The 24,190-nt window shown below is 72.4% G+C and carries 11 protein-coding genes; 10 read left to right on the top strand and 1 reads right to left on the bottom strand.

The window, feature by feature from the left end:
* The first annotated feature begins 41 nt into the window (after positions 1-41).
* From OHS82_RS03845 to OHS82_RS03800, 10 genes are all read left to right on the top strand, one after another.
* Positions 42-1,337 carry an MFS transporter gene (locus OHS82_RS03845; protein ID WP_057581978.1) on the top strand — a complete coding sequence of 432 codons (1,296 nt, stop codon included), beginning with the start codon at positions 42-44 and terminating at the stop codon, positions 1,335-1,337.
* A 220-nt stretch (positions 1,338-1,557) separates the two neighbouring features.
* Positions 1,558-7,260, top strand: a complete 5,703-nt coding sequence (locus OHS82_RS03840; protein WP_328433271.1) for a non-ribosomal peptide synthetase — start codon at positions 1,558-1,560, stop codon at positions 7,258-7,260.
* Between the two features lie 23 nt (positions 7,261-7,283).
* Positions 7,284-14,900, top strand: coding sequence for a non-ribosomal peptide synthetase/type I polyketide synthase (locus tag OHS82_RS03835; protein ID WP_328433270.1), 7,617 nt, complete (start codon positions 7,284-7,286; stop codon positions 14,898-14,900).
* Positions 14,893-15,483, top strand: coding sequence for a DUF6817 domain-containing protein (locus tag OHS82_RS03830; protein ID WP_057581975.1), 591 nt, complete (start codon positions 14,893-14,895; stop codon positions 15,481-15,483). The genes OHS82_RS03835 and OHS82_RS03830 overlap by 8 nt, the downstream gene beginning before the upstream one ends.
* Positions 15,483-18,608 (top strand): non-ribosomal peptide synthetase, encoded by a 3,126-nt coding sequence (locus OHS82_RS03825; protein ID WP_328433269.1) that lies wholly within the window; start codon positions 15,483-15,485, stop codon positions 18,606-18,608. Before OHS82_RS03830 ends, OHS82_RS03825 begins: the two co-directional genes overlap by 1 nt.
* Positions 18,602-19,621 (top strand): TauD/TfdA family dioxygenase, encoded by a 1,020-nt coding sequence (locus tag OHS82_RS03820; RefSeq protein ID WP_079041473.1) that lies wholly within the window; start codon positions 18,602-18,604, stop codon positions 19,619-19,621. Before OHS82_RS03825 ends, OHS82_RS03820 begins: the two co-directional genes overlap by 7 nt.
* A complete protein-coding gene (locus tag OHS82_RS03815) occupies positions 19,618-20,904 on the top strand; it encodes a phenylacetate--CoA ligase family protein (RefSeq protein ID WP_057581974.1) in 1,287 nt (428 codons plus the stop codon). Before OHS82_RS03820 ends, OHS82_RS03815 begins: the two co-directional genes overlap by 4 nt.
* Entirely contained in the window at positions 20,901-22,133 is a 1,233-nt protein-coding gene (locus OHS82_RS03810) for an aminotransferase class V-fold PLP-dependent enzyme (protein ID WP_328433268.1), read from the top strand. The genes OHS82_RS03815 and OHS82_RS03810 overlap by 4 nt, the downstream gene beginning before the upstream one ends.
* 28 nt (positions 22,134-22,161) lie before the next feature.
* Positions 22,162-22,911 carry a thioesterase II family protein gene (locus tag OHS82_RS03805; protein WP_057581972.1) on the top strand — a complete coding sequence of 250 codons (750 nt, stop codon included), beginning with the start codon at positions 22,162-22,164 and terminating at the stop codon, positions 22,909-22,911.
* A gap of 232 nt (positions 22,912-23,143) precedes the next feature.
* On the top strand, positions 23,144-23,647 hold the full coding sequence (locus tag OHS82_RS03800; RefSeq protein ID WP_057581971.1) for a cysteine dioxygenase: 504 nt from the start codon (positions 23,144-23,146) through the stop codon (positions 23,645-23,647).
* Positions 23,648-23,794: 147 nt separating this feature from the next.
* On the opposite strand, the gene OHS82_RS03795 is transcribed toward OHS82_RS03800, so the two are convergent.
* Complete coding sequence (locus OHS82_RS03795; protein WP_328433267.1) at positions 23,795-24,166, bottom strand: winged helix-turn-helix transcriptional regulator; 372 nt, start codon at positions 24,164-24,166, stop codon at positions 23,795-23,797.
* Positions 24,167-24,190 lie beyond the last annotated feature (24 nt).

Genomic DNA, 24,190 nt, shown 5'->3' with positions numbered 1-24,190 from the left:
TCCCCCTCCCATCCCACTCCCGCCGAAACCGGAGGCATGCCGTGCAGACACCGCATCCGCCCGGCTCCCTTTTCCAGAACAGGGCGTTCGCCGTGTTCTGGTCGAGCCAGTCGATCTCGTTCCTGGGCACACAGATCACCTATGTGGCCCTGCCCCTCACCGCGGTCGTGGTCCTGCACGCGTCGCCGATGGAAGCCGGTCTGCTGAGCGCCCTCGAGACGCTTCCCTTCCTGCTCTTCGGACTCTTCGTCGGTGTCCTGGTGGACCGCCGGGCCCGGCGGCCCATCCTGATCACGGCGAACGCGATCAGGTTCGCCGCGCTCGCCTGGGTCCCCGTGGCCTACTCGCTCGACGTGCTGACGGTCACCCAGCTCCTCGTCGTCACCTTCCTCGTAGGCGTGATGACCGTCTTCTTCGAGATCGCCTACATGTCCTATCTCCCAGGACTGGTCGGTCGGGAGCGGCTGATGGAGGCCAACGGCAAGCTGCAGGCGTCCGCCTCGACCGCCGAGGTCGCGGGCCCGGGCATCGCCGGTGGACTGATCGGCGTGATGAGCGCTCCCGCGGTGATCGCCATCGACGCCGTCAGCTATCTGATCTCGGCTCTCGCCCTGATCAGACTGCCCGCGGACGCCGCACCCAAGGCAGCGGGGGAGTCCGAGGGCAAGCAGTCGGTCGGGGCCTCGCTCCGCGAGGGGTTCGCCGTGGTCGGCCGCAGCCCCCTGCTCCGCTGGTGCACGGTCGCGGTCTTCTTCCTCAGCCTGTTCTTCAGCTCGATCATGGCCGTCTACTTCCTCTACCTCGTCCGAGAGGTGGGACTCGCCTCGACGGCGGTGGGACTGATCGTCGCCGTCGGCAGCGTCGGCGGGCTGGTCGGCGCCCTGCTGTCCGAACGGCTGAACGCCCTGCTGGGCGTCGGCCCGACCCTGGCGGCCGCCGTGGCCCTGCCCGGCGTCGGTTTTCTCCTGCTCGCCACCGTGCACGGGGACTCCCTGGGTTCGGCCGTGCTGGCCGGAGCCGCCACCTTCATCGGGTTCTTCGGCATCCCCGTGTGGGATGTGACCGTGATCAGCTTCCGTCAGTCGATCACCCCCGAGCATCTGCAGGGCCGGGTGAACGCGACCGTGCGCTCTCTCTCGTGGGGAACCCTGTCACTGGGCTCCCTCATGGGCGGTGCCCTGGCCACTTCCTGGGGCCTGCGCGAGACGGTCGTCGTGTCCGCGGTCGGACTGTTCCTGCCCTCCCTGGTCGTACTCCTGTCCCCGGTGCGCGCGATGCGGCAGCTGCCCGAGCAGGTGGACGGGCCGGCGCAGCCGAGCCCGGTCAGCTCCTCCTGAGAATCCCGTCCGGCGAACAGGCCGGATCCGCGTCCCCGGCTCCGCCCCCCAGTGAGCCATGCCCCTTTTGAAGGAGAAGCCCGACGTGGCGGACATCGCACACGAGCGGTACCGGTCCGGCGAAGCGCCCTCGTCGCCTTCGTCACCCTCGTCACCCTCGTCGCCCGCAATCCCCGCCGACCGCCTGCGGTCCTCTGTGCGCCGCGCACCGCGTGACGCGGTGACGGTCACACCCGCCGCCTCGGTCGCACGGCGCCTGGACCGGATCGCCGCCGCCCACGACACCGACCGGTTCACCACGCTGACGGCCGTGTTCACCCTGCTGGCCGGCCGTCGCGCGGGAGCGGCCGACGTCTGCGTCGGTGTCGCGGTCGGGCCCGACCCGCAGGACCCGCGGGCGCTGCGCTCCCGTCGGGAGGACACACGGACCTTCGGGGAGTTCCTGGCGGAGGTCCGGGACGGCCTCCGGGACCTCGCCGAGCGCCCGCACGAGCACGACGACTCCATCCGGGCGGCGCCGTTCCGGCTGATGACGGCGATGCGGGACGGGCGCCCCGCACAATCCCCCGTCCCCGTCCCCGTCCCCGTCCCCGTCCGGTCCGCGTCGCCCGATCCCACCGCCCCCACGTCCGACCCCACGGCCACCGCCACCGGCGACCTCGCCCCCACCCCCACCCCCGACCTCGCCCTGTTCTGGGACGGCGCGTCACCCGGCGACACCCTGCGCGGCACGATCGAGTACGACACCGTCCTCGTCGACCGGGCGACGGCGCAACGGTTCGCAGACCACTTCACGGCCCTGCTGGAGTCGGCCCTCGACGCACCCGCCTCGCCGCTGTACCGACTCGTGCACACGACCGCCGAGGAGCGGGCGCTGCTCACGTCGTGGGGGACGGAACCGGCACGGACGGCCGCCGTCAGCGTGGTCGAGGCCCTGCGCGACCGGTGCCGGACCGCCCCCGACGCCGTGGCGTCGGAGTTCTGGGACGCGACCCTGACCTACGGCGAGCTCCAGGCCCGGGCGGAGCGCATGGCGGGAGCCCTGGCCGCACGCGGCGTACGGGCGGAGAGCGCCGTAGGACTCGCCATGGAGCCGTCGGCCTCGCTGGTCGTCGCGATGCTCGCGGTGCTGCTGGCCGGCGCCGCGTACGTACCGCTCGACCCGGGCCATCCCGACGCGCGGCTGGCCCACATGGTGACGGACAGCGGTGCGTGCCTGGTGATCGCCGACCGGGACCTCTCCTTCGCGGGCGAGGTCCCCGTGGTACCGGTCGGCGAACTGGCCGCCGAGTCCGCCGGACCGGCGGAGCTCGCGCCGCCGCATCCCGACCAACAGGCCTGTGTGCTCTACACCTCGGGCTCGACCGGCCTGCCCAAGGGCGTCGCCATCACCCACCGCGGGATCGTGCGGCTGGTCCGCGACACCGACTACCTCGGCTGGGACTCCTCCGACGTGGTGGGCCAGGTCGCCAACACCTCGTTCGACGCGGCCACCTTCGAGATCTGGGGGGCTCTGCTGAACGGCGCGCGGCTGGTCGGCGTCCCCAAGGACGACGTCCTCTCGCCCCCGGCGCTCCGCCGGCGCATCGAGGCCGACGGCATCACCTCGATGCTGCTCACCACCGCCCTGTTCCACAAGTGCGCCGACGCGGACCCGGCGATGTTCCGGCCGCTGCGCACGCTCTTCTTCGGCGGCGAGGCCGCGGACGGGCGGAGGGTGCGGGCGGTACGGGACGCGGCCGAGGGCGTCCGGCTGGTGAACGCCTACGGCCCCACCGAGGGCACCACCATCGCGAGCTGCCACGACGTGGGCGCCCCGCGCGCCGACGCCCGGGTCCCGATCGGCCGGCCGATCGCCGGAACCGACCTGTACGTCCTCGACGCCCATGGCGCCCACGCCGGCGTCGGCGTGCCCGGTGAGCTCCACATCGGCGGTCCGGGCCTGGCCCGCGGATACGTCGGACGGCCCGGCCTGACCGCGGAGCGCTTCGTGCCGAGCCCGTTCGGGAAGGGCGAACGCCTCTACCGCACCGGGGACATCGTCCGCTGGCGAGCGGACGGCGTCCTCGACTACCTCGGTCGCGCCGACTCCCAGGTGAAGCTCCGTGGCGTCCGCATCGAGCCGGACGAGATCGCCGGCGTGCTCCGCACGTGTCCCGGCGTGCGCGAGGCGGTCGTGGCCGTCAAGGGGGAGGGCGAGCGGCGTGCGCCGGCCGCCTACGTGGTCATGGCGGACGGGGCACGGGCCGAGCCCCGCCTCCTGCGGTCGTTCCTCGCCGAGCGGCTTCCCGCGGCCATGGTCCCGACCTGGTACGTGCCCCTCGACGAACTGCCGGTCACTCCCAACGGCAAGGCGGACCTGCGAGCCCTCCCCGAGCCGGACGAGCGGCACGGCGTCCGGTCCGGGACCGGTGTCGCGCCGCGCGGGGCGACCGAGAAACTGGTCGCCAGGGTCTGGTCGGAGCTGCTGGGGACGGCGGAGATCTCCGCGCACGACGACTTCTTCGCCCTCGGCGGGAACTCGCTGCTCGCGGCCCAGGCGGTCACCCGCGTCGCCGCCGGACTCGGCACCGAACTCGGCATCCGGGACATGTTCGAGGCGTCCTCGGTGTCGGCGTTCGCGCGGCGCGCCGCGGCGGCCCGTTCGCTGCGCGTCGCCCCGCTCCTGGTCCCCGCCGGCCCGGGACCCCAGCCGCTGTCCTTCGCCCAGCGGCGCCTGTGGTTCCTCGACCGGCTCGACCCCGGCAGCGCCCTCTACAACGTCCCCCTGGCCGTGACGCTGACCGGCGTCCTCGACCTGACGGCCCTGCACCACGCCCTGCGGGCCCTGGTGCGGCGCCACGCCTCGCTGCGCACCCGGCTGGTGGGAAGCGCGGACGGCGAACCCGTCCAGACGGTCGACGAGGCCGATGACGTCCGGCTGGAGACCGAGGACCTCGGGCAGTTGCCCGAAGGCGCGCGGACCGCGACGGCCGCCGAGCGTGCCCGGGCGGAGTCCCTGCTCCCCTTCGACCTCTCCGAGGGCCCGCTCGTCCGCTTCCGCCTGCTGCGCCTGCACGAGCGGCGGTCCGTGCTGCTGGTGACGATGCACCACGCCGTCTGCGACGGATGGTCGGTCGGTGTCCTCCTGCGCGACCTGGTGTCGCTGTACCGGGCGGGCCTCGACGGCGCTGCCGAACCGCCGTCGGCGCTCCCGGTCCAGTACCCGGACTACGCCGTCTGGCAGCGCGCGCTCCTCGACCGCCCCGACCAGGACGGTCGGCTCGGCTACTGGGCCGACTGCCTGGCGGGCGCCCCGCCCCTGCTCGACCTGCCCACCGACCGCCCGCGTCCGGCCTCCCCCCGGCACGTCGGCGACACGGTCCCGGTGCTGCTGTCGGGTGAACTGACGGCCCGGCTGGGCGAGGTCGGCCGACGCTTCGGCGCCACCCGATTCATGACCCTCCTCGCCGTCTTCACGCTGCTCCTCGGCCGGTACGCGGGCGTCCGGGACGTGAGCGTCGGCACGCCGGTGTCCGGCCGGACCCGTCCGGAACTCGAGGACATGATCGGGTTCTTCGTCAACACGCTGGTGCTGCGCTCCCGCTGGGACGAGGAGCAGACGTTCGCGGAGTTCCTCGCGGTGGTCCGGGAGGGTGCGCTGAGCGCCTTCGAGCACCAGGATGTTCCCTTCGAGCAGGTGGTGGAGGCCGTCCGGCCGCCTCGGGACCCCAGCTGGACGCCCCTGTTCCAGGTGATGATGGCGATGCAGAACGTGCCGGGGGACACCGCCCTGGCGCCGGGGCTGTCCATGACGGTGGACGAGTCCGTCAGCCCGGTGGCGAAGTTCGACCTCACCCTGGTCTGGGAGGAGTCCTCGCTGGAGTCGGGGGCTCTGCGCGGCGCGATCGAGTACGACGTCGACCTGTTCGACCGGGCGACCGTGGAACGGTTCGCGGGTCACCTCACGGCCCTGCTGGAGTCCGCGCTGGCCGCACCCGAGGCACGGCTCGACGAGCTGTCCCTGCTCGGCGCGGCCGAACTGGAGGCCCTGGCGGCGGGCGCCGGCGCGACGTCCGGGGCGGACGCCGACACCCTGGTGCGCCTGCTGGACGAGTCCTGCGCCCGCTGGGGCGAGCACACGGCCGTCAGCCAGGACGGCCGGTCCCTGACCTACGCCGAACTGGCCGCCGGGGCCGACAGGATCTGCGCCCATCTGCGGGCCCACGGCGTCCGGCCGGGCAGCGCCGTCGTGGTGCGCATGGAGCGCGGACCCCTCTGGCCGGCCGCGCTGATCGGGGTCATGAAGGCAGGGGCCGCCTATGTGCCGGTCGACGTCGCCGCCCCGCAGGAGCGACTGGAGCAGGTGTTCGCGGACTCGCGGGCGGTTCTGGTCCTGGGCTCGGCGGCGACCGGCCGGCCCGCGAGCGGTGACCTCCCCTTCATCGCCGCGGACGACGCGCTGCGCGCCGACGGGCCCGTCCCGGACGGCGCGCCCGGTGTCACCTCCCCGGCGGCGACGGCCTACGTCCTCTACACCTCGGGAACCACCGGCGCCCCCAAGGGCGTGTGCGTGAGCCAGGGCAACCTCGCCCACACACTGCGCGCGGTCGCGGACCGCTACGGGCTGTGCCCCGACGACCGGGTGCTCCAGTTCGCCTCCACCGCCTTCGACGTGGCGGCGGAGGAGCTCTTCGCCACCCTCATCCGGGGCGGCCGGGTCGTCCTGCTCCCGGCGGGACCGGTGCCCGGCATCGCGGAGCTGACCGAGCTGGCCCGACGGGAACGGCTGAGCGTGCTCAACCTTCCGGCGTCGTACTGGCACGAATGGGTTGCCGTGCTCGACCGGTACCCGGCGGACGCCTGCCCCGCTCTGCGGCTCGTCGTGGTGGGCAGCGAACGGGTCGACGCCGGACGCCTCGCCCAGTGGCGGGCCACGACGCCGGCCTCAGTGCGCTGGCTGAACGCGTACGGCCCGACGGAGACCACCATCACGGCCACCCTGCACGAACCCGGGCCGGGCGAGTCGTGCGACGCGACGACCGTCCCCATCGGCAGGCCGCTGGCCGGGGTCCGCGCGTACGTGCTCGACGAGCGGCTCCGGCCGGTCCCGCCGGGCGTCCACGGGGACCTCCACCTCGCGGGACCCGGAGTGGCCCTCGGCTACCTGGGAGACCCCGGGCGGACGGCTGCGGCGTTCCTGCCCGACCCCTGGGGACCGCCGGGTGAGCGCATGTACGCCACGGGTGACCGGGTCCGCGCCGCCGCCGACGGGACGCTCGAGTTCCTCGGCCGCGACGACACCCAGGTCAAGCTGCGCGGATTCCGCATCGAACTCGGCGAGATCGAGGCGGCCCTGACCGCGCATCCACACGTCATGGACGCGGCGGCGGTACTGCGCGAGGACGTCCCCGGCAGACCCCTACTGGTCGGCTACGCCGCCCTCTCCGGCGTCGTCACGGCGGCCGAGCTGCGTGAGCACCTCGAACGGAAACTGCCGGAGTACATGGTGCCCGCCTCGATCGTCCTCCTGGACGCGCTGCCCCGGGGCGAACGCGGAAAGACCGACCGGCGCGCCCTGCCACCCCCCGCACGGGCGGGTGAGACCCCCGCACGGGCCCCGCTCAACGGCGCGACGGAACGCCTCGTCGCAGACGTGTGGAGCGAGGTCCTGGCGGTCGAACAGGTGGGCGCCGAGGACAACTTCTTCGAGGCCGGCGGGCACTCGCTGCTTCTGCTGCGGGTGCAGGCCCGGCTGACGGAGCGGCTCGGACGGCAGATCCCGGTGGTGGACCTGTTCACGTACCCCACCGTCCGCAGCCTGGCCCGGCATCTCGCCGACGAGGGGCGCGGCCCCTTTGCGACCGGCGACGCGGGACGCCGCCGGGCGGCCGCACGCAAGGCGCGTTCGCGCGCACAGGCACCGCGGAGGACCGCGCGGTGACTTCCGACATCTTGGAGAGAGCAATGACGAACGACATCCCGGACGACGACGGCGCGCCCGCCGGAGCCGTCGCCGTCGTGGGCATGGCCCTGCGATGTCCCGGCGCGGACACCCTGGACGCCTTCTGGCGGAACCTGAGCGACGGCATCGAGTCGCTCACCACGTTCACCGACGAGGAACTCCTCGCCGCCGGCGTCTCCCCGGACGAGGCCGCCCGGCCGGACTACGTGCGCCGGCTCGGTGTCCTCGGCGACATGGAGGGCTTCGACGCGTCCTTCTTCGGCTTCTCCCGCCGCGAGGCCGAGATGCTCGACCCGCAGCACCGGCTGCTGCTGGAGTGCGCCTGGGAGGCCCTGGAGCACGCGGCGAGCGCACCGGGCGCGACGGACAAGGTCACCGGCGTCTACGCGGGCGTCGGCGAGAGCGCCTACCTGCACCGCAACCTGCTGCCCAACGGCGACCTGGTCGCACGGGTGGGCGAGTTCCAGACGGCCCTCGGCAACGACAAGGACTTCGTGCCGACCCGCGTCTCCTTCAAGCTGGACCTGCGGGGGCCGAGCGTCAGCGTCCAGACGGGGTGCTCGACGTCCCTCGTCGCCGTGCACATGGCGTGCCAGTCCCTGAACAACGGCGAGTGCGACGTGGCGCTGGCCGGCGGCGCCACCGTGATCCCGCAGCGCCGGGGTCAGCGCCACGAGAAGGGCGGCATCAGGTCGTCCGACGGCCACTGCCGCGCGTTCGACGCCGCGGCGGACGGCACCGTCGCCGGCAGCGGCGCCGCCGTCGTCGCGCTCAAGCGCCTCGACGACGCCCTCGCCGACGGCGATGTGATCCACGCGGTGATCCGCGGGTCCGCCGTCAACAACGACGGCGCGCGCAAGGTCGGCTTCACCGCACCCAGCGTCGAGGGACAGGCGGACGTCATCGCGGAGGCGCTCGCCGTCGCCGACGTCGACCCGTCCACGGTCACGTACATCGAGGCACACGGCACCGGCACCCCGCTCGGCGACCCCGTCGAGGTGGCCGCCCTCAAGAGCGTCTTCGGCACGGGCCCCGCCGGCCGCTGCGCCCTCGGCTCGGTGAAGACGAACGTCGGGCACCTGGACACGGCGGCCGGTGTGGTCGGCCTCATCAAGGTGGTCCTCTCCCTCCGGGCCAGGCAGCTCCCGCCGTCCCTGCACTTCACCGAACCGAACCCGCAACTGGGCCTGGACGAAAGCCCGTTCCACGTCAACACGGCACTCATGCCGTGGGAGGGCGAGCGTCTGCGCGCGGGCGTCAGCTCGTTCGGCATCGGCGGCACCAACGCCCACGTCGTCCTCGAAGAGGCCCCCGCGCGGACCCCCGCCGTCACCGGCCCCCGTACCCGGCACGTGCTGCCGGTCTCCGCCGCGACCCCCACCGCGCTGGCGACGGCCGTCGACCGGCTCGCCGGGCACCTCCGGGCGCACCCGGACGAGCGCGTCGACGAGGTCGCGTACACCCTGCAGCGAGGCCGCCGCCGGCTCGCGCACCGCGGATTCGTCGTCGCCGGCGGCATCGGCGAGGCGGTCGAGGCGCTGGGCTCCGGCGTCCCCGCGCGGTCCGGCACGGCCGGCCCGGGCCAGGGCCGCGAGGTGGTCTTCGGCTTCCCCGGACAGGGCGCCCAGCGCGCGGGCATGGCCCGGGCGGCCTACGAACAGGAGCCGGTGTTCCGGGCGGAGGCCGACCGGGCCGCTGCCCTCCTGATGTCGCTCACCGAGGGGGCCGTGGACGTACGGCCGGTGCTCGGTCTCGACGGTCCCGTCTCCGGTGACGATCCGACGGTCCACCGCACCGCGGTCGCGCAACCCGCGCTCTTCGTCATGGAGTACGCGCTCGCCCGGCTCTGGGAGTCCTGGGGCGTGCACCCCGTCGCCATGGTCGGACACAGCCTCGGCGAACTCGTGGCGGCCTGTGTCGCCGACGTGATGTCCCTGGAGGACGCGCTGCGGCTGGTCGCCGTGCGCGGTCGGCTCATGCAGTCCGCGCCGGTCGGCGTGATGACAGCCGTGCCGCTGCCGGAGGCCGAGGTCTCGGCGCTGCTCGACGGCGTGGACCTGGCCGCGGTCAACGGACCGCGCGAGTGCGTGGTCTCCGGCCCGGCCGACGCGATCGCGGCCTTCGAGGCGCGGCTCACCGGTCTCGGCGTCGTCTCCAAGCGGCTGCGCACCTCCCACGCCTTCCACTCGCGCCTCATGGACGGCGCGGCGGCCGCGTTCGAGGAAGAGGCGGCCCGCGTGCGGCTGTCGCCCCCGCGCATCCCGTTCCTCTCCGACGTGACGGGTGACTGGATCACCGACGAGGACGCCACCAGCCCCGCGTACTGGGCCCGGCAGATCCGCGCCACGGTCCGCTTCGACGACGCCCTGACCGCCGTCCGCGACACCGGGGCGGTGCTCCTGGAGGTCGGCCCCGGCCAGGTGCTGACCCGGCTGGCCCGGGCCGCCGGCGCCGACGCGGTCGCGTGCCTGCCCACGGCGGCCGGCACGGACGAGCCGGAACTGCTGCCGGCCGTCGGCGAACTCTGGTGCGAAGGCGTCGACGTCGACTGGGAGGCACTCGCCGGCGGGGTCGTGCCGCACCGCACGGTGCTGCCGTCCTACCCGTTCGAACGCGAGCGCTGCTGGATCGACCCGCCGCCCGTCGACTCCCGGGCCGTGGGCGGCTGCGGCTGCCGGACCGGGCAGAGCCCGGCGGCGGAGAACTCGACGGAGGGGCAGACGGCGGCGGGGGAGACGGCGGAATCCGCCGCACCCGGCTACCAGGACCCGACCGAACGGGAGGTCGCCGCCGTGTTCGTCGACCTCCTCGGCGCCCGGGCCATCGGCCCGGAGGACGGCTTCTTCGAGCTGGGCGGGCACTCGCTGCTCGCCACCCAGCTCGTCTCCCGGGTACGGGCCCTCTTCGGCGTCGACGTCTCGCTGCGCACCTTCATCGAGTCGCCGACGATCCGCGGCCTGGCGCGCGCGGTGGCCGCCGCCCGCGACGAGTCCGGGGACGCCGACCCCGCAGTGCTGCCGGTCGCCGTGCCCGACCCGGCCGCCGTCGCGGAGCCCTTCCCGCTGACCGATGTGCAGCAGGCCTACTGGATCGGCCGCACCGGAGTCTTCGACATCGGCAACGTCGGCATGCACGGCTACGAGGAGTTCGAGGTCACCGGCCTCGACCTGCCGCGGCTCCAGGACGCGTTCCGGCGGCTCATCCAGCGGCACGGCATGCTCCGCGCGATCGTGCTGCCCACCGGCGAGCAGCGGATCCTCACCGACGTGCCCGACTACGTCGTCGCCGCCCAGGACGTGCGCGGGCGACCGGACGACGAGGCGCGCAAGGCGCTGGAGGCCACCCGCGACGCCATGTCCCACCAGGTGTTCGCCCCCGAGCACTGGCCGCTGTTCGAGCTGCGCGCCACCCTCCTGGACGGTGACCGCACCCGCCTGCACTACAGCATCGACGGCCTGATCACCGACGCCCGCAGCTCCAACGTCCTGCTCCGCGAACTCGCCGACCTGTACCGGGACCCGGGCCTCGACCTGCCCGGCATCCAGCTCTCCTTCCGGGACTACGTCCTGGCCGAGCAGAGCCTCGAGGAGAGCGACCTGTACCGCCGTGCGCAGGCGTACTGGTGCGAGCGGGTGCCGGACTTCGCCCCCGCCCCCGAGCTGCCGCTGGCCCGCGAGCCGCGCACCATCGACACACCCCGCTTCAGCCGGGTGAGCGGAACGCTGGACGAGGAGCGCTGGAGCCGGCTCAAGGCGGTCGCGGCCCGCCGCGGAATCACCCCCACCGCGCTCACCATCGCGGCCTACAGCGAGGCGATGGCGACCTGGGCCACGCACCGCAGGTTCACGCTCAACCTGCCCATGGCCAACCGGCTTCCGCTGCACCCGGGCGTGGACGCCGTGGTCGGCGACTTCACCTCGGTGACGCTGCTGGAGGTCGACGCGGCCGACGCCGGCTCGTTCGGCGAGCGGGCGCGTGCGGTGCGCGATCAGCTGCTCACCGACATCGACCACCGCCTGTTCAGCGGTGTCAGGGTCCTGCGCGAGATCAAGAAGGTGCGGCCGGACGCCGTGATGCCTGCGGTGTTCACCAGCCTCTTCCTCGACCACGGCCAGGACATCGGCCTGGGCCGTGAGGTGTTCAGCATCTCCCAGACGCCCCAGGTGTGGATCGACGCCCAGGTCTTCGAGTCGGAGGGCTCCCTGACCCTGGACATCGACGCGGTCGACGAGCTCTTCCCCGACGGGCTGGTCGCCTCGATCCACGGCGCCACCCTGGACCTGCTGCGGTGGCTGTCCGACGACGAGGCGCGGTGGAACCTGCCCCTGCCGTCGCTGCTGCCGGCCGCGGACGCGGCGGCGCGCGAGGACTACAACCGGACGGCGGGCCACCTGCCGTCGGGCCTGCTCCACGAGCCGTTCTTCGCCGTGGCCGAGCGCGCGCCGGACCGGCCGGCCGTGATCACCCGGACCCGGACACTGGACTACGGCGAACTCGCCGGCCGCGCACGGGTGATCGCCGCCCGGCTCACCGCACTGGACGTCCGGCCGAACGACCTGGTCGCCGTCGTCATGGAGAAGGGCTGGGAACAGAGCGCCGCGGTGCTCGGCATCCTCGCCTCGGGCGCGGCCTACCTGCCGGTGGACGCGGAGCTGCCCGAGGAACGGATCCACTTCCTGCTCGCACAGGGCCGGGTCCGGGCCGCGTTGACCCAGTCGTGGATCGCGGAGCGGCTGACCGGGCCGCTGGGACCGGACGGCACGGTGTTCGCCGTGGACACGCTGGACTGCGACCCGGGCACCACGCACGCCGCCCGGCCGGCCACGGACGCCGACGACCTCGCCTACGTCATCTTCACCTCGGGCTCGACCGGCGTCCCCAAGGGCGTGATGATCAGTCACCGCGGCGCCCTGAACACGGTCGTCGACGTCAACGACCGCTTCGGCGTCGGGGAGGACGACCGGACGCTCGCCCTGTCGTCCCTGAGCTTCGACCTGTCGGTCTACGACATCTTCGGTCCCCTGGCCGTCGGCGGCGCGGTCGTCGTCCCCGACCCGGCCTCGCACCGCGACCCGGCGGTCTGGCTCGACCTGGCCGAACGGGCCGGCGTCACCGTGTGGAACTCCGTACCGGCGCTGATGGAGCTGCTGGTCGAGCACATGACGGTGGGCGGCGCGCAGAGCGACGCGCTGCGGCTGGTGATGCTCAGCGGTGACTGGTTCCCCGTCACCCTGCCCGAACGCATCCGGCGGGTCCTCGGCACGCCGCAGATCGTGAGCCTCGGCGGCGCCACGGAGGCATCCATCTGGTCCATCCTCCACCCCGTGGGCGAGGTGCCGGCCGACTGGCCGTCGATCCCCTACGGCCGCCCGATGCGCAACCAGGCCTTCCACGTCCTCGACGAGGCGTTCCGGCCGCGCCCGACCGGTGTTCCGGGGCAGCTCTGCATCGGCGGCGCCGGCCTCGCGGAGGGCTATCTGCGCGACGAGGCGAAGACCGCCGCGAGTTTCGTGCGCCACCCCGTGACCGGCGAACGCCTGTACCGGACGGGCGATCTGGGACGGTTCCTGCCGAGCGGCGAGATCGAGTTCCTCGGCCGCGAGGACTTCCAGGTCAAGCTGCAGGGATACCGGATCGAGCTGGGCGAGATCGAGACGGCGCTGCTCCAGCATCCCGCCGTGCGCGGCGCGGTGGCCGTCGTCCACGGCCGCCCCCAGGGGGCCAAGCGGCTGATCGCCTTCGTCGTCCCCGAGGAGGGCCACCAGGTCCCGTCGGACGTACGGGAGTTCCTCGGCACCAAACTGCCCGGCTACATGGTGCCCGAGACCGTCCTCGGGATCTCCGAGCTGCCGCTCACGGCCAACGGCAAGGTCGACCGGAAGGCCCTCGTGGTGCCGGACGAGCCGGACGAGCCGACGGTGTACGAGGCGCCGGCCACGGAGGTCGAGAAGATCGTCGCGGCGGTCTGGGGGAGCATGCTCGACGTCGAACGCGTCGGCCGGCGGGACCACTTCTTCGAGCTCGGCGGCGACTCGCTCACCGCCATGCGCACGGTCGTACGGCTGCGCAAGGCCCTCGACGTCGAGATCCCCATCCGGGTCATCTTCGACAACCCGACGCTGGAGCGCATCGCGGCCGCGATCGACTCCGCGGACGGCGGCGGCACCCCGGCCCCGGCGTCCGGGCCCACCCGCACGGACCACGGCGGGGCCCCGGTTCCGCTGACGGCCGCCCAGGCCCGCCTCTGGTTCCACGACCAGCTCGTCCCGGGCAACACCACGTACAACCTGGTCCAGCCGTTCCGCCTCACGGGTCCCCTCGACGTCACCGCCCTGCGCGGCGCCTTCGAGACGTTCGTCGACCGGCACGACGTCCTGTCGCTGTCGTTCGAGGCGGCCGGGGACGTCCCGCACCAGGTGCCGGGCACCGGCAAACCGCTGGACTTCCAGGTCATCGACGTGAGCGACGACCCGCTGAGGCTCGCCCCCGAGCGGGTGATCGCCGAGGAGGCGCGCACCCCCTTCGACCTCGCGAGCGGACCCCACTTCCGGGTGCGGCTGCTGCTGGTCGGGCCGGGGGAGCACGTCCTGGTCGTGTCCGTGCACCACATCGTCTGGGACGCCTGGTCGACCTCGATCATGGTCCGTGAGATCAGCGCGCTGTACCGCGGTGCCAACGCGTCCGTCCTCCCCGAACCCGGCGTGGGGTACGCCGACGTGGCCCTGTGGGAGGCCGAGCAGGCCGAATCGGGCGAGTTCCGGCGGCAGATCGACTTCTGGCGCCGCGAACTGGCCGCTCCGCTGCCCGTGCTGGCCCTCCCCACCGAGGGGACGATCGACGACTCCGAGGTGATCGAAGGGGCCCGTGCGCCGCTCGCGGTCGACGCCGCGGTGGCCTCCGGCTTCAGAGACGTCTGCACGGCCGAACGCGCGACCACGTTCATGGGATACCTCGCCGCGTGGAAGGTGCTGCTCCAGTGGTGGTGCCGTCAGCAGGACGTCGTCGTGGGCGTCCCCGCCGGCCACCGCGCGCACCCGCAGCTGGAGAACACGATCGGGTTCCTGGTCAACAGCCTCGCCATCCGGACGCGGTTCACCGGCGACCCGACCTTCACGGACGTCCTCAGGGAGGTCCGGGAGAAGGCGCTGGAGGCGTACGCGAACCAGGACGTGCCCTTCGACCACGTAGTCCAGGCCGTCCGGCCGGAACGCCGCTCGGGCGAGTCGGCGCCGGTGTACCGCACCTGGTTCCTGCTGGAGGACGTCCCGCTGCCCGACTGGGACATCCCCGACGTCGGCGTCGAGGAGATCGACGCGGAGTTCCTGCTGTCGGTGCACGACATCAAGCTCACGCTCGTGGCCGACGCCGACGGCGGAATGCAGGGCGGAATCGACTACCGCGTCGGCCTCTTCTCCGATTCCACCGTCCGCCGTCTGACGCACTGTCTGACCGGACTGGTGAAACTCCTGTCCACCGAACCGGACGCGAGGCTCAGCCTCGTCAACCGCACTCTGGAAAACCTGTGGGAAGGAAAGGAAGAGGCGCGGAAAAAGCGGTCATGGAACGACATCCGGTCGCAGCGGCGACCGCAGGACAACCGAGGAATGCTGAATGCTTGACGCAGAACGATATCGAGGCGAACTGGTGCAGCTGGGCCTGCACAAGATCGCGCACCAGGACGAGACCCTCCTGGACCACATGTTCCGGGCCTGCGCCATCCTCCAGGACATGAAGGCGGGGGAGCACGTCTGCCTCGCGGGACTGTTCCACGGCGTGTACGGAACGGAGGGCCTGCACAACGACAACGTCGAGTCCATTCCCGAGGAAAGACGTGTCGAGGTCCGAGCCGTCGTCGGAACCCAGGTGGAGGAGCTGATCCACACCTTCTCCGTCATGAACTACGCGTCGCTCGGCAAGAGCTTCCGCAACATCATGCGCCCGAAGGGGGAGCCGGCCCTGAAGGACCGGCGGACCGGCGAGGACATCCCGATGGACCGGGACGAATTCGAAGACCTCCTCCGCATGAAACTCGGCGACGTCCTGGCGCACATGCCCCAGCAGGTCAGCCACTCCCATCTCAACCTCCCGGCCGAATACGCGGGTTTCTGGCAGATCGCCGCCGAATACCTCGGTCCGGACGCAGTCAACACATGGAACACGTTCACGAAGGGGCAGTTGTGGATCGAGCCGGAGCAGAACTGATGTCGCAGGCCTGGGAAGGCTTCCGTCTGTCGAAGCAGCAGGAGCACGTCCTCGCGCTCGTGGCGGGCGGACGGGCCGGCCGTACGGTGGCCCGGGTGGGCCTCGGCACGTCGCTCGACCGCGAGGTGCTGGAACACGCGGTGCACGACGTGGCAGCGGCGCACGAGAGCCTGCGCACCGTCTACCGCAAGGTGCTCGGCGAGAACAGCACCGCGCTGATGGTGATCGAGGACCGTCCGCGGGTCCTCGTGTCGGAGCGGTCCGGCGACGACGCCGCACTCACCGCCCTCGTACAGGAGGAGGCGCGTGCGCAGACCACCGAAGAGGACGCGGAGCCTCTGCGCCTGACCCTGTTCACCCACACCGGCGGACAGCGGTCGCTCGTCGTCTCGGCGCCGCGGATGAGCATGGACGCCCTCTCGGCCGAGGTGTTCCTCCGGGACCTCCGGCAGGCCTGCGCCGCGCGGCTGCAGGGCGCCCCGTGGAGCCGCGACGGCATCGTCCAGTACGCCGACTACGCCCAGTGGCAGGTCGACGAGGGGGCGGCGAGCCCGCGCCAGAAGGAGCTCGCGGCCGACCGCGCGGCCCGGCTGGCGGAGCTGCCCCCGCTGAACCTGCCGCTCGAACTCCTCTCCGACGACGCCTCTCTCGCCGACCTGCGGTGGACCGTCCCCGCGCCCCTGGCACAGCGGCTGCGAAGCCTCGGCGACGACTGCGACGGCGGTCTGCGCAGCGTGCTGCTGACCGCCTGGTTCGTCGCCCTGTGGCACGCCGCCGGACGGCCGGAACGCCTTGCGGTCAACGCCCGGCTCACCCGACGGCCCTTCCCGGAGCTCCTCACCTCGATCGGCCTGTTCGAGACCCCCGTGCCGGTGTTCGCCGCGGTCTCCGACGAGACGACGCTCACCGATCTGCTGCGCTCGGTGGACCTGGAGCTGGACGGCTTCGAGCAGGCGGACGAGAGCTCCATGGACCCGGCCGGCCAGCACGTCGCCGGCATACCGGGGTTCGCCTTCCACGACGTCACCGGGTTCGACTCGCCCCAGGAGCCGGCCTTCAGCGACCTGTGGATCGAACCGTCCGACGACACGCGCAAGGTCGCGCTCTGCGCGCAGGTCCTGGAAGGGGAGATCCGTCTCACCCTGCGCCACCAGGCCCTCGGCATGGCGGACGGCGGCATCGAGGCGCTGCTCGCCTGTCTGCGCGCCGCCCTGTCGGCGCTGGGCGGCGATCCGGGGATCGCCGTGCCCGACCTGGCCATGCTGGACGAGGACGCCGCGCGGGAGCTCGTCGCGGCCGTGAACCCGGCGCAGCAGCCGGAGCGCCCCGGGGAGCACTGGCACCGCCAGGTCGAGCGGACCGCGCGGTTCGCCCCCGACGCCCCCGCGCTCAGGACGGCCACGCGCTCCTGGACGTACCGGCAGCTCGACGAGGCCTCGAGCCGGCTGGCCAACGAGCTGGTCGGGCGCGGGGTGCACGCCGGCGAGCTGGTCGGGCTGTGCCTCGAACGCTCAGACCTGGCCGTCGTCGCCATGCTGGCGATCGCCAAGGCCGGGGCCGGGTACGTGCCCGTCGACCCGAGCCTGCCCGCCAAGCGCCGGTCCGCGGTCATCGAGGCGGTCGGTCTGCGCCACGCCGTGGCGACCGAGGAGACGGCCGCGACCCTTCCGCAGGACTGCGACACCGTCCTGCTGGACGCGGACCTCACGGTCTGCGCCCACCGGGCGAGCGACAGCCCGCAGGTGGCGACCACCGACGACGATCCCGCCTACGTGATCTTCACCTCGGGCTCCACCGGCGCCCCGAAGGGCGTCCTCGTCGGACACGGGCACCTCGCGGCCTACCTCGACGGCGTGCTCGACCGGCTGCGCCTGACCGGCCCGGTCGACTCGGTCGCCCTGAGCACCCTGGGCACCGACCTCGGCAACACCGCGCTGTTCCCGCCCCTCGTCACCGGGGGCGAGCTGCTGGTCGTCGCGCCGGAGGTCTCCGCGGACGCGCAGGCGCTCGCCGAACTGCTCTCCCGCGAGAGCTACGACCTCCTCAAGATCACCCCCTCGCACCTGGAGGCCGTCTTCACCGTGGCCGAGGCGCCGGAGCGGCTGATGCCGCACCAGGCCCTGGTCGCGGGCGGCGAGCCGTTCGGCTGGGGCTGGTACAACCTGTTCAAGGACTACCTCGGCGACTGCCGGCTCTACAACCACTACGGCCCGACCGAGACGACCGTCGGCGTGCTCTGCGGAGAGGCCACCGCCTCCCACGACCTGGCCGCCCTGGCATCCAGCGTCCCGCTGGGCACACCGATGCGACACGCGCGCGCCTACGTCCTGGACCCCCTGCGCCGGCCGTTGCCGGTCGGCGTGCCGGGCGAGCTGTGGATCGGCGGATCGTCCGTGTCGCACGGCTATCTGTCCCCGACCGAGGACCAGAGCGCCCGGTTCGTCGCCGACCCGTTCAGCCCGGACCCGTCGGGGCGGATGTACCGCACCGGTGACAAGGCACGCCTCCTGCCCGACCACACCGTCGAGTTCCTCGGCCGGGTCGACCGGCAGATCAAGCTGCGCGGCTTCCGCGTGGAGCTGGGCGAGATCGAAGCGGTCATGCGCCAGCACCCCCGGGTGACCGGCAGCCTGGTCGTGGAGGCCGGTGAGAGCACGGGCGCCCACCTCGTGGGCTACCTCATCGACGCCGAGGGCGGCCGGGGCGGCGCGGAGTGGCTCCGCGAGTTCCTGGCCGAACGCCTCCCGGACTTCATGCTGCCCGCCCACCTGGTGGCCCTGGACGCCTTCCCGCTCACCAGCACCGGGAAGATCGACGCCTCGATGCTTCCCGAACCGGGCTTCTACACCCAGGGATCCACCACCTACGTCGCACCCCGGACCGAGACCGAGCGCCGGGTCGCCGACATCGTCGCGCAGCTCCTGCTGCTGCGTCAGGTCGGCGCCGACGACGACTTCTTCGAGGTGGGCGGGCACTCGCTGCTCGCGACCCAGCTGGTCGCCCGGCTGCGGGACGACTTCAAGGTGAGTTTCAAGCTGCGCAACCTCTTCGAGTTCCCCGTCGTGTCGGAGCTCGCCGAGTTCATCGACCAGCTCCTCGAGAAGAAAGCGGCAGACGCATGTTGACCCAGACGACCGACACCGGCACGAACGGGCGCTTCGGCAGGGCCCGGAGGTCCGTCGCGGTCACCAGCGAGACGCTGGTCCGCGTCGCCCCGCTGATCGACGGATCGCGCGCGGTGTCCTGCACACCCACCCTCACCGGCCTCGACGCACGAGAGTGGCTCGCGGGCTCGGGGAACGCCCTCGCCCGGCTGCGCGACGAGCACGGCGCCGTCCTGCTGCGCGGCTTCGCACCGCTGGACGCCGCGGGCCTCGCCGAACTCGCCACCGGGCTCGACGGCGAGCTGCGCGACTACGACAACCGCTCCACGCCGCGCCGACGGGTCGACGGCAACGTCTTCACGTCCACGGAGTACCCGGCCGACCAGACCATCCCGCAGCACAACGAGATGTCGTACACGGACTCGTGGCCGGCCACCCTGTTCCTCACCTGCGTCGTCCCGGCGGCCACGGGCGGCGAGACGCCCATCGCGGACAGCGCCCGCGTCCACGCCCGGCTGCCACAGGCCACGCGTGAGCGCTTCGAGCGGCACGGCGTGATGTACGTGCGCAACTTCGGCCATGGAATGGACCTGAGCTGGCAGGAGGCCTTCCAGACCGAGGACCGCGCCCAGGTCGACGCCTACTGCGCACAGCACGGCATCCAGGCGGAGTGGCTGGGCGGCGAGCGGCTGCGCACCCGGCACGTGGTGCAGGCCACCGTCGAGGCGAGGGCGACGGGGGAGCGGGTCTGGTTCAACCAGGCGAACCTGTTCCACGTCAGTTCGCTTCCCGAGCACGTCGAGCGCGAGCTGCGCGAGAGCTTCGCCGAGGACGAACTGCCCCGCAACGCGCTCCACGGTGACGGCACGCCCCTCGACCCGGAGGATCTGGCGCAGATCCGCGCCGCCTACGCGGCGGAGGAGATCGCCCTGCCCTGGCAGGCCGGCGACATCATGATCGTCGACAACGAGCAGTTCTCGCACGGCAGGAACCCCTACACCGGGTCCCGTACCGTCCTGGTGGCCATGGCATGAGCGACTCGACGACCTTCGAAGCCGTACGCGAAGAGATCGCCTACGCGTTCGACAACACCGTCTTCTTCCGCAAGCACATGGAAGCCAGCGGTCTGCGGCCGGAGGACATCCGGGGCCTGGCGGACTTCCATCGGCTGCCGCCCACCTCCAAGTCCCACTACCGGCGGAACTTCCCCGCCGGGGTGCTGGCCAAGGGCTACACCCTCAACTCGCCGCACGTCATGCGCTTCCAGAGCTCCGGAACCTCCGGCGAGCGGCTGAACAGCGCCATCCTCGCCTACGACCTGGCCAGGCGGCAGGCGACCGCACTCGGCGTGAACCGCCGCTTCGACGAGCTGTGGCGTCCCGGCAGCCGTCCCAGGATCTGCCGCTTCGCCCCGCCGAACTGCTCGGACGTGGAATGCGCCACGGGCTTCTCGACCATGGAGGACCGCACGCTCGCGGACGGCACCCTGGTGCTGACCGTGGCCCACGACCTCCTGGCCACACCGGAGTGGCAGATCGTCAAGGCCCTCGACGAGATCGAGCTCTACGAACCCGATCTCCTGGTGGTGGACTCGACGCACTTCGCGTTCCTGACGAGGTGGGCGCGCCGGCTCGGCCGCCGGATCACCTCGCCGCGCCGGCTGCACCTGGTGAGCGGATACACCCTCATGACCCGGGTGGCGCGACGCCAGATCGAGGAGTTCATGGGGCCGGACCTGGCGATCGGCGACATGATCGGCATGTCCGAGCTCGGCTACCTCGGGTTCGAGTGCCACGACGGGATGCGGCACATCAACGACCAGGACTTCCACGTGGAGTTCGTCCGCGACGGCGAGCCCGTCGCGGACGGCGAGACGGGCGAGCTGTACGTCACCACCAAGGACGACGCGCTCGTCCCCCGCATCCGGTACGCCACAGGGGACCACTTCACCCCCGTGGGCGGCGCCTGCGGCTGCGGCAGCGAACTGCCCCTCGTGCGGATCGAGGGCCGTGCCACCCACATGATCCAGCTGTCGGACGGCCGTGTCGTCTCGCCGGGCGCCGTCGACGCCGTGGTCGGCGACGCACCCGGCATCGAGGTCTACAAGCTGGAGCAGGACCGCACCGGAGCGTGCACCTTCCGGTACATCCCCGAGACCGACGCGCGGACCGACGGCATCGCCGCGCTCACCGACCGACTGACCGAAGCCCTGGCGCCGAATCCGGTGCGGGTCGAGGCCGTCGACTACATCGCCGGCGAACGCAGCGGCAAGTTCCAGCCCTGCGTCTCACAGATCTCCGCGGAAGGTGCGCGATGACCCTTCGAGACAACCTCCGGGACGACTTTCCGGCCCTGCGGCGGAAGATCGACGGTCAGACGATCTCCTACCTGGACAACGCGGCCACGACCCTGAAGCCGCGGCCCGTCATCGAGGCGATCACCGAGTACTACGAGACCAACGGCGCGAACATCCACCGCGGCAAGCACCGGCTGTCCGAGGAGGCCTCCGACGCGTACGAGGCCTCCCGGGTGGCGATCGCCGCTCACCTCGGCGCCGCGGCCAACGAGGTGGTACTGACCCGGAACACGACCGAGGCCCTGAACCTGGTCGCCCACGGACTGGGCCTGGAACCGGACGCCTACGTCGTGGGGTGCATGGACGCGCACCACTCGCAGACGCTGCCGTGGCGGCGGGCCGGCCGCCTCGCGCTGACCCGGGTCGACGCCTGCGGCAGGCTCGACCGCGACCACTTCCGCGAACTGCTGCGCGGCCGGCCGAAGGTGGTCGCGCTCACCCACTGCTCCAACGTCACCGGCGTCGTCCACCCGGTGGCGGAGCTGATCGCCGAGATCCGTTCGGCCACCGACGCGGTCATCGTCCTCGACGCCGCGCAGTCACTGCCCCACGAGCGCATCAACGTGCGCGACCTGGACGTCGACTTCCTGGCCTTCTCGATGCACAAGATGCTCGGCCCCACCGGGGTCGGCGTCCTCTTCGGTCGCAGCCGGCTCCTCGCCGGGCTGCGCCCCCTGTCCGTCGGCGGGGGCATGGTCGACTGGGTCGATCTGGACGGCAGCGTGGACCGGCGCACCCCCTTCAAGTTCGAAGCGGGCACACCCGCCATCGCCTCCGCCATCGGGTCCGGCGCGGCGATCCGCTACCTGGAGTCCCTGGACGCACCGGCGCTGCGGCGCCGCGAACGCGAACTCGCCGCGGCCCTGGTCGGCGGGGCGCTCACCCGCCCCGGCGTGCGTCTGATCGGGCCGCCGGACCTGACCGACCGGATCGCGCTCGTGAGCCTGCGCCTCGAGCAGGGCGTCCCCACCGGCGACGTCGCCCGCATGCTGAGCGACTCCTACGGCTTCATGGTGCGCAGCGGCCACATGTGCTCACAGCCGCTGGTCACCGACCTGGCCGGCGGAGAGATCCTCCGCGTCTCCGCGTACCTCTACAACGAGGTCTCCGAGATCGAGGCCCTCTACGAGGCGCTGGACGAACTGCTGACCTGGATAGGCCCGGCCGCGGTCGTCGCCTCACGCCGCTGAGAACCACCGATCGACAGGAGGTGTGCACATGTCCGGCCTGCGGACCCTGACCCTGGTGTGCTTCCCGCACGCCGGCGGTGGGCTGGGACGTTACCGGAGCTGGCGGGAAGACCTGCCGGACGATGTCGAGGTGGTCCTGCCCGACCTGCCGGGCCGGGAGGGACGCCTCTTCGACGAGCCCCTCCCGGACGTCGCCTCCGTGAGCGCGTACGCGATGCGCACGCTGTCCGCGGAGATCACGCGCGCGGAGCGACTGGCGTTCGTCGGGATCAGCTACGGGGCGCTCGTGGCGTACGACATGGCCGCGCGACTGGAGGCGTCCGGGAAGCGGGTGGAGGCCGTGTTCGCGGCGAGCCAGCGGGCGCCGTCCACCCCCCTGCCGCCGATCGACTGGCGCTCGCTGGGCGACACGGAACTGCTCTCCGAGCTTGCCGGCATCGGCGGGCTCAGCGCGGACCTGACGGACGAGGAGGAACTTCTCGAACTGTTCCTCCCCACCATCCGGGCGGAACTCCACGCGAGCGAGAGCTACCGCAGACCCGAGACCCACGACCGTCTGCGCTGCCCGGTCTTCCTCTACCACGGCACCGAGGACGCCGTGATCCCGGCGTCCTCGGCGCTCGCCTGGCGTGACGAGACCGACCGCCTCTCGTGGCGAAGCCTGCGGGCCGCGCACTTCCTGACCGGACCCGACGGCGCGGACCTGTGGTACGAGGCGCTGCTCCAGGACCTGTCGTCGTGCCGCACGCCCCGGCCCGCTCTCGACCGCACCCCGTGAAGCGGTCGCACTCCCCGAAGTAAGGATCAGCGATGAACGCATCACAGACCCCCGGCGTGCCGTTGCCCCGGTGCTGCGCCCACCTCGTGACCTGGCGGGACGGTCCGCCCACCGCTCGCACTCCCGCCGTCGCCGGCCGGCCGGGCAGCACCGCCGAGACCCCGGCGCCGGAGTCCGCGGCAACTGCCGGATCCCCCGTGCGCCGGCTCTCCGGAAGCCGGGTGGTCTGTACGTGAGCGACAGCGACCTCCAGATCGCCGGCGACATCCTGGAAGTCCCGCATCTCCTGCAGCGCCCACGTGAACACCCGGCCACCGTCGCCGAGTTCGCGGGCCTGGCCCGCTCCGTCGCCGCCGACCGCCCGCAGTGGGAGCACCTCGTCCGGTACGACGCCACGACGCGCTGGTACCACCGGCTGTGCACCGGCCCCGGCTACGAGGTGTGGCTGCTGTCCTGGGTTGCGGGGCAGGGCAGCGAGCTGCACGACCACGGCCGTTCGTCCGGAGTTCTGACGATCCTGGAGGGCACGCTCACCGAGCGGACGCGGAGAAGAAAGCATGTGCTGGAGCCGGGCGCCCAGCGGGTCTTCGCGCCCGGGTACGTCCACCAGGTCGTCAACGACGCGCTGACGCCGGCGGTGAGCCTGCACGTCTACCACCCGGGTCTGACCGAGATGTCGGCGCACACCGCCCCCCACTGCGAAACGCGCACCCGGCCGCGCCCGGTGACCGCCTGACCCCTTGCCGTGAACAACGTCCTTGCGGGGCACGCCACATGACCGGCGCGCCCCGCAAGGTCTGCTGTGCGGACATCAGGCCGTCCAGGACACGTACCGTCCGCCTGCCCGCTCGCTCGTCCGGACCGGCGTCCCGGTCCGGCGTCCTCAGCCGCCCGGGGGCCCGACTGCGTCGAGCACCTCGAAGCCCCCACGACGTAACCGCTCACCGCCCCAGGCGCCGAGCGGCTCGAGCGCTGTGTTGAGGGTGTGGCCGTGTTCGGTCAGGGAGTACTCCACCCTCGGTGGGACCTCGGCGTAGACCTCTCGATGCACGAGTCCGTCATGCTCCATCTCCCGCAGGTGCTGCGTCAGCATCTTCTCGCTCACTCCGTGCAGAGCGCGGCGGAGTTCGGAGAAACGCCGTACGCCATGGGTGTCGAGTTCCCACAGGATCAGTCCCTTCCACTTGCCGCTGACCACATCGAGCGCGGCGTCGATACCGCAGACATAGGGCCCGGATCTCGGCGTTCTGGCCATCGCTGATCACCCTTACGAAAAGGT

It is taken from the genome of Streptomyces sp. NBC_00425, assembly GCF_036030735.1.
GTDB lineage: Bacteria > Actinomycetota > Actinomycetes > Streptomycetales > Streptomycetaceae > Streptomyces.
Note: the sequence above shows the minus strand (reverse complement) of the source record. Positions and strands in the feature narration are given on the sequence as shown.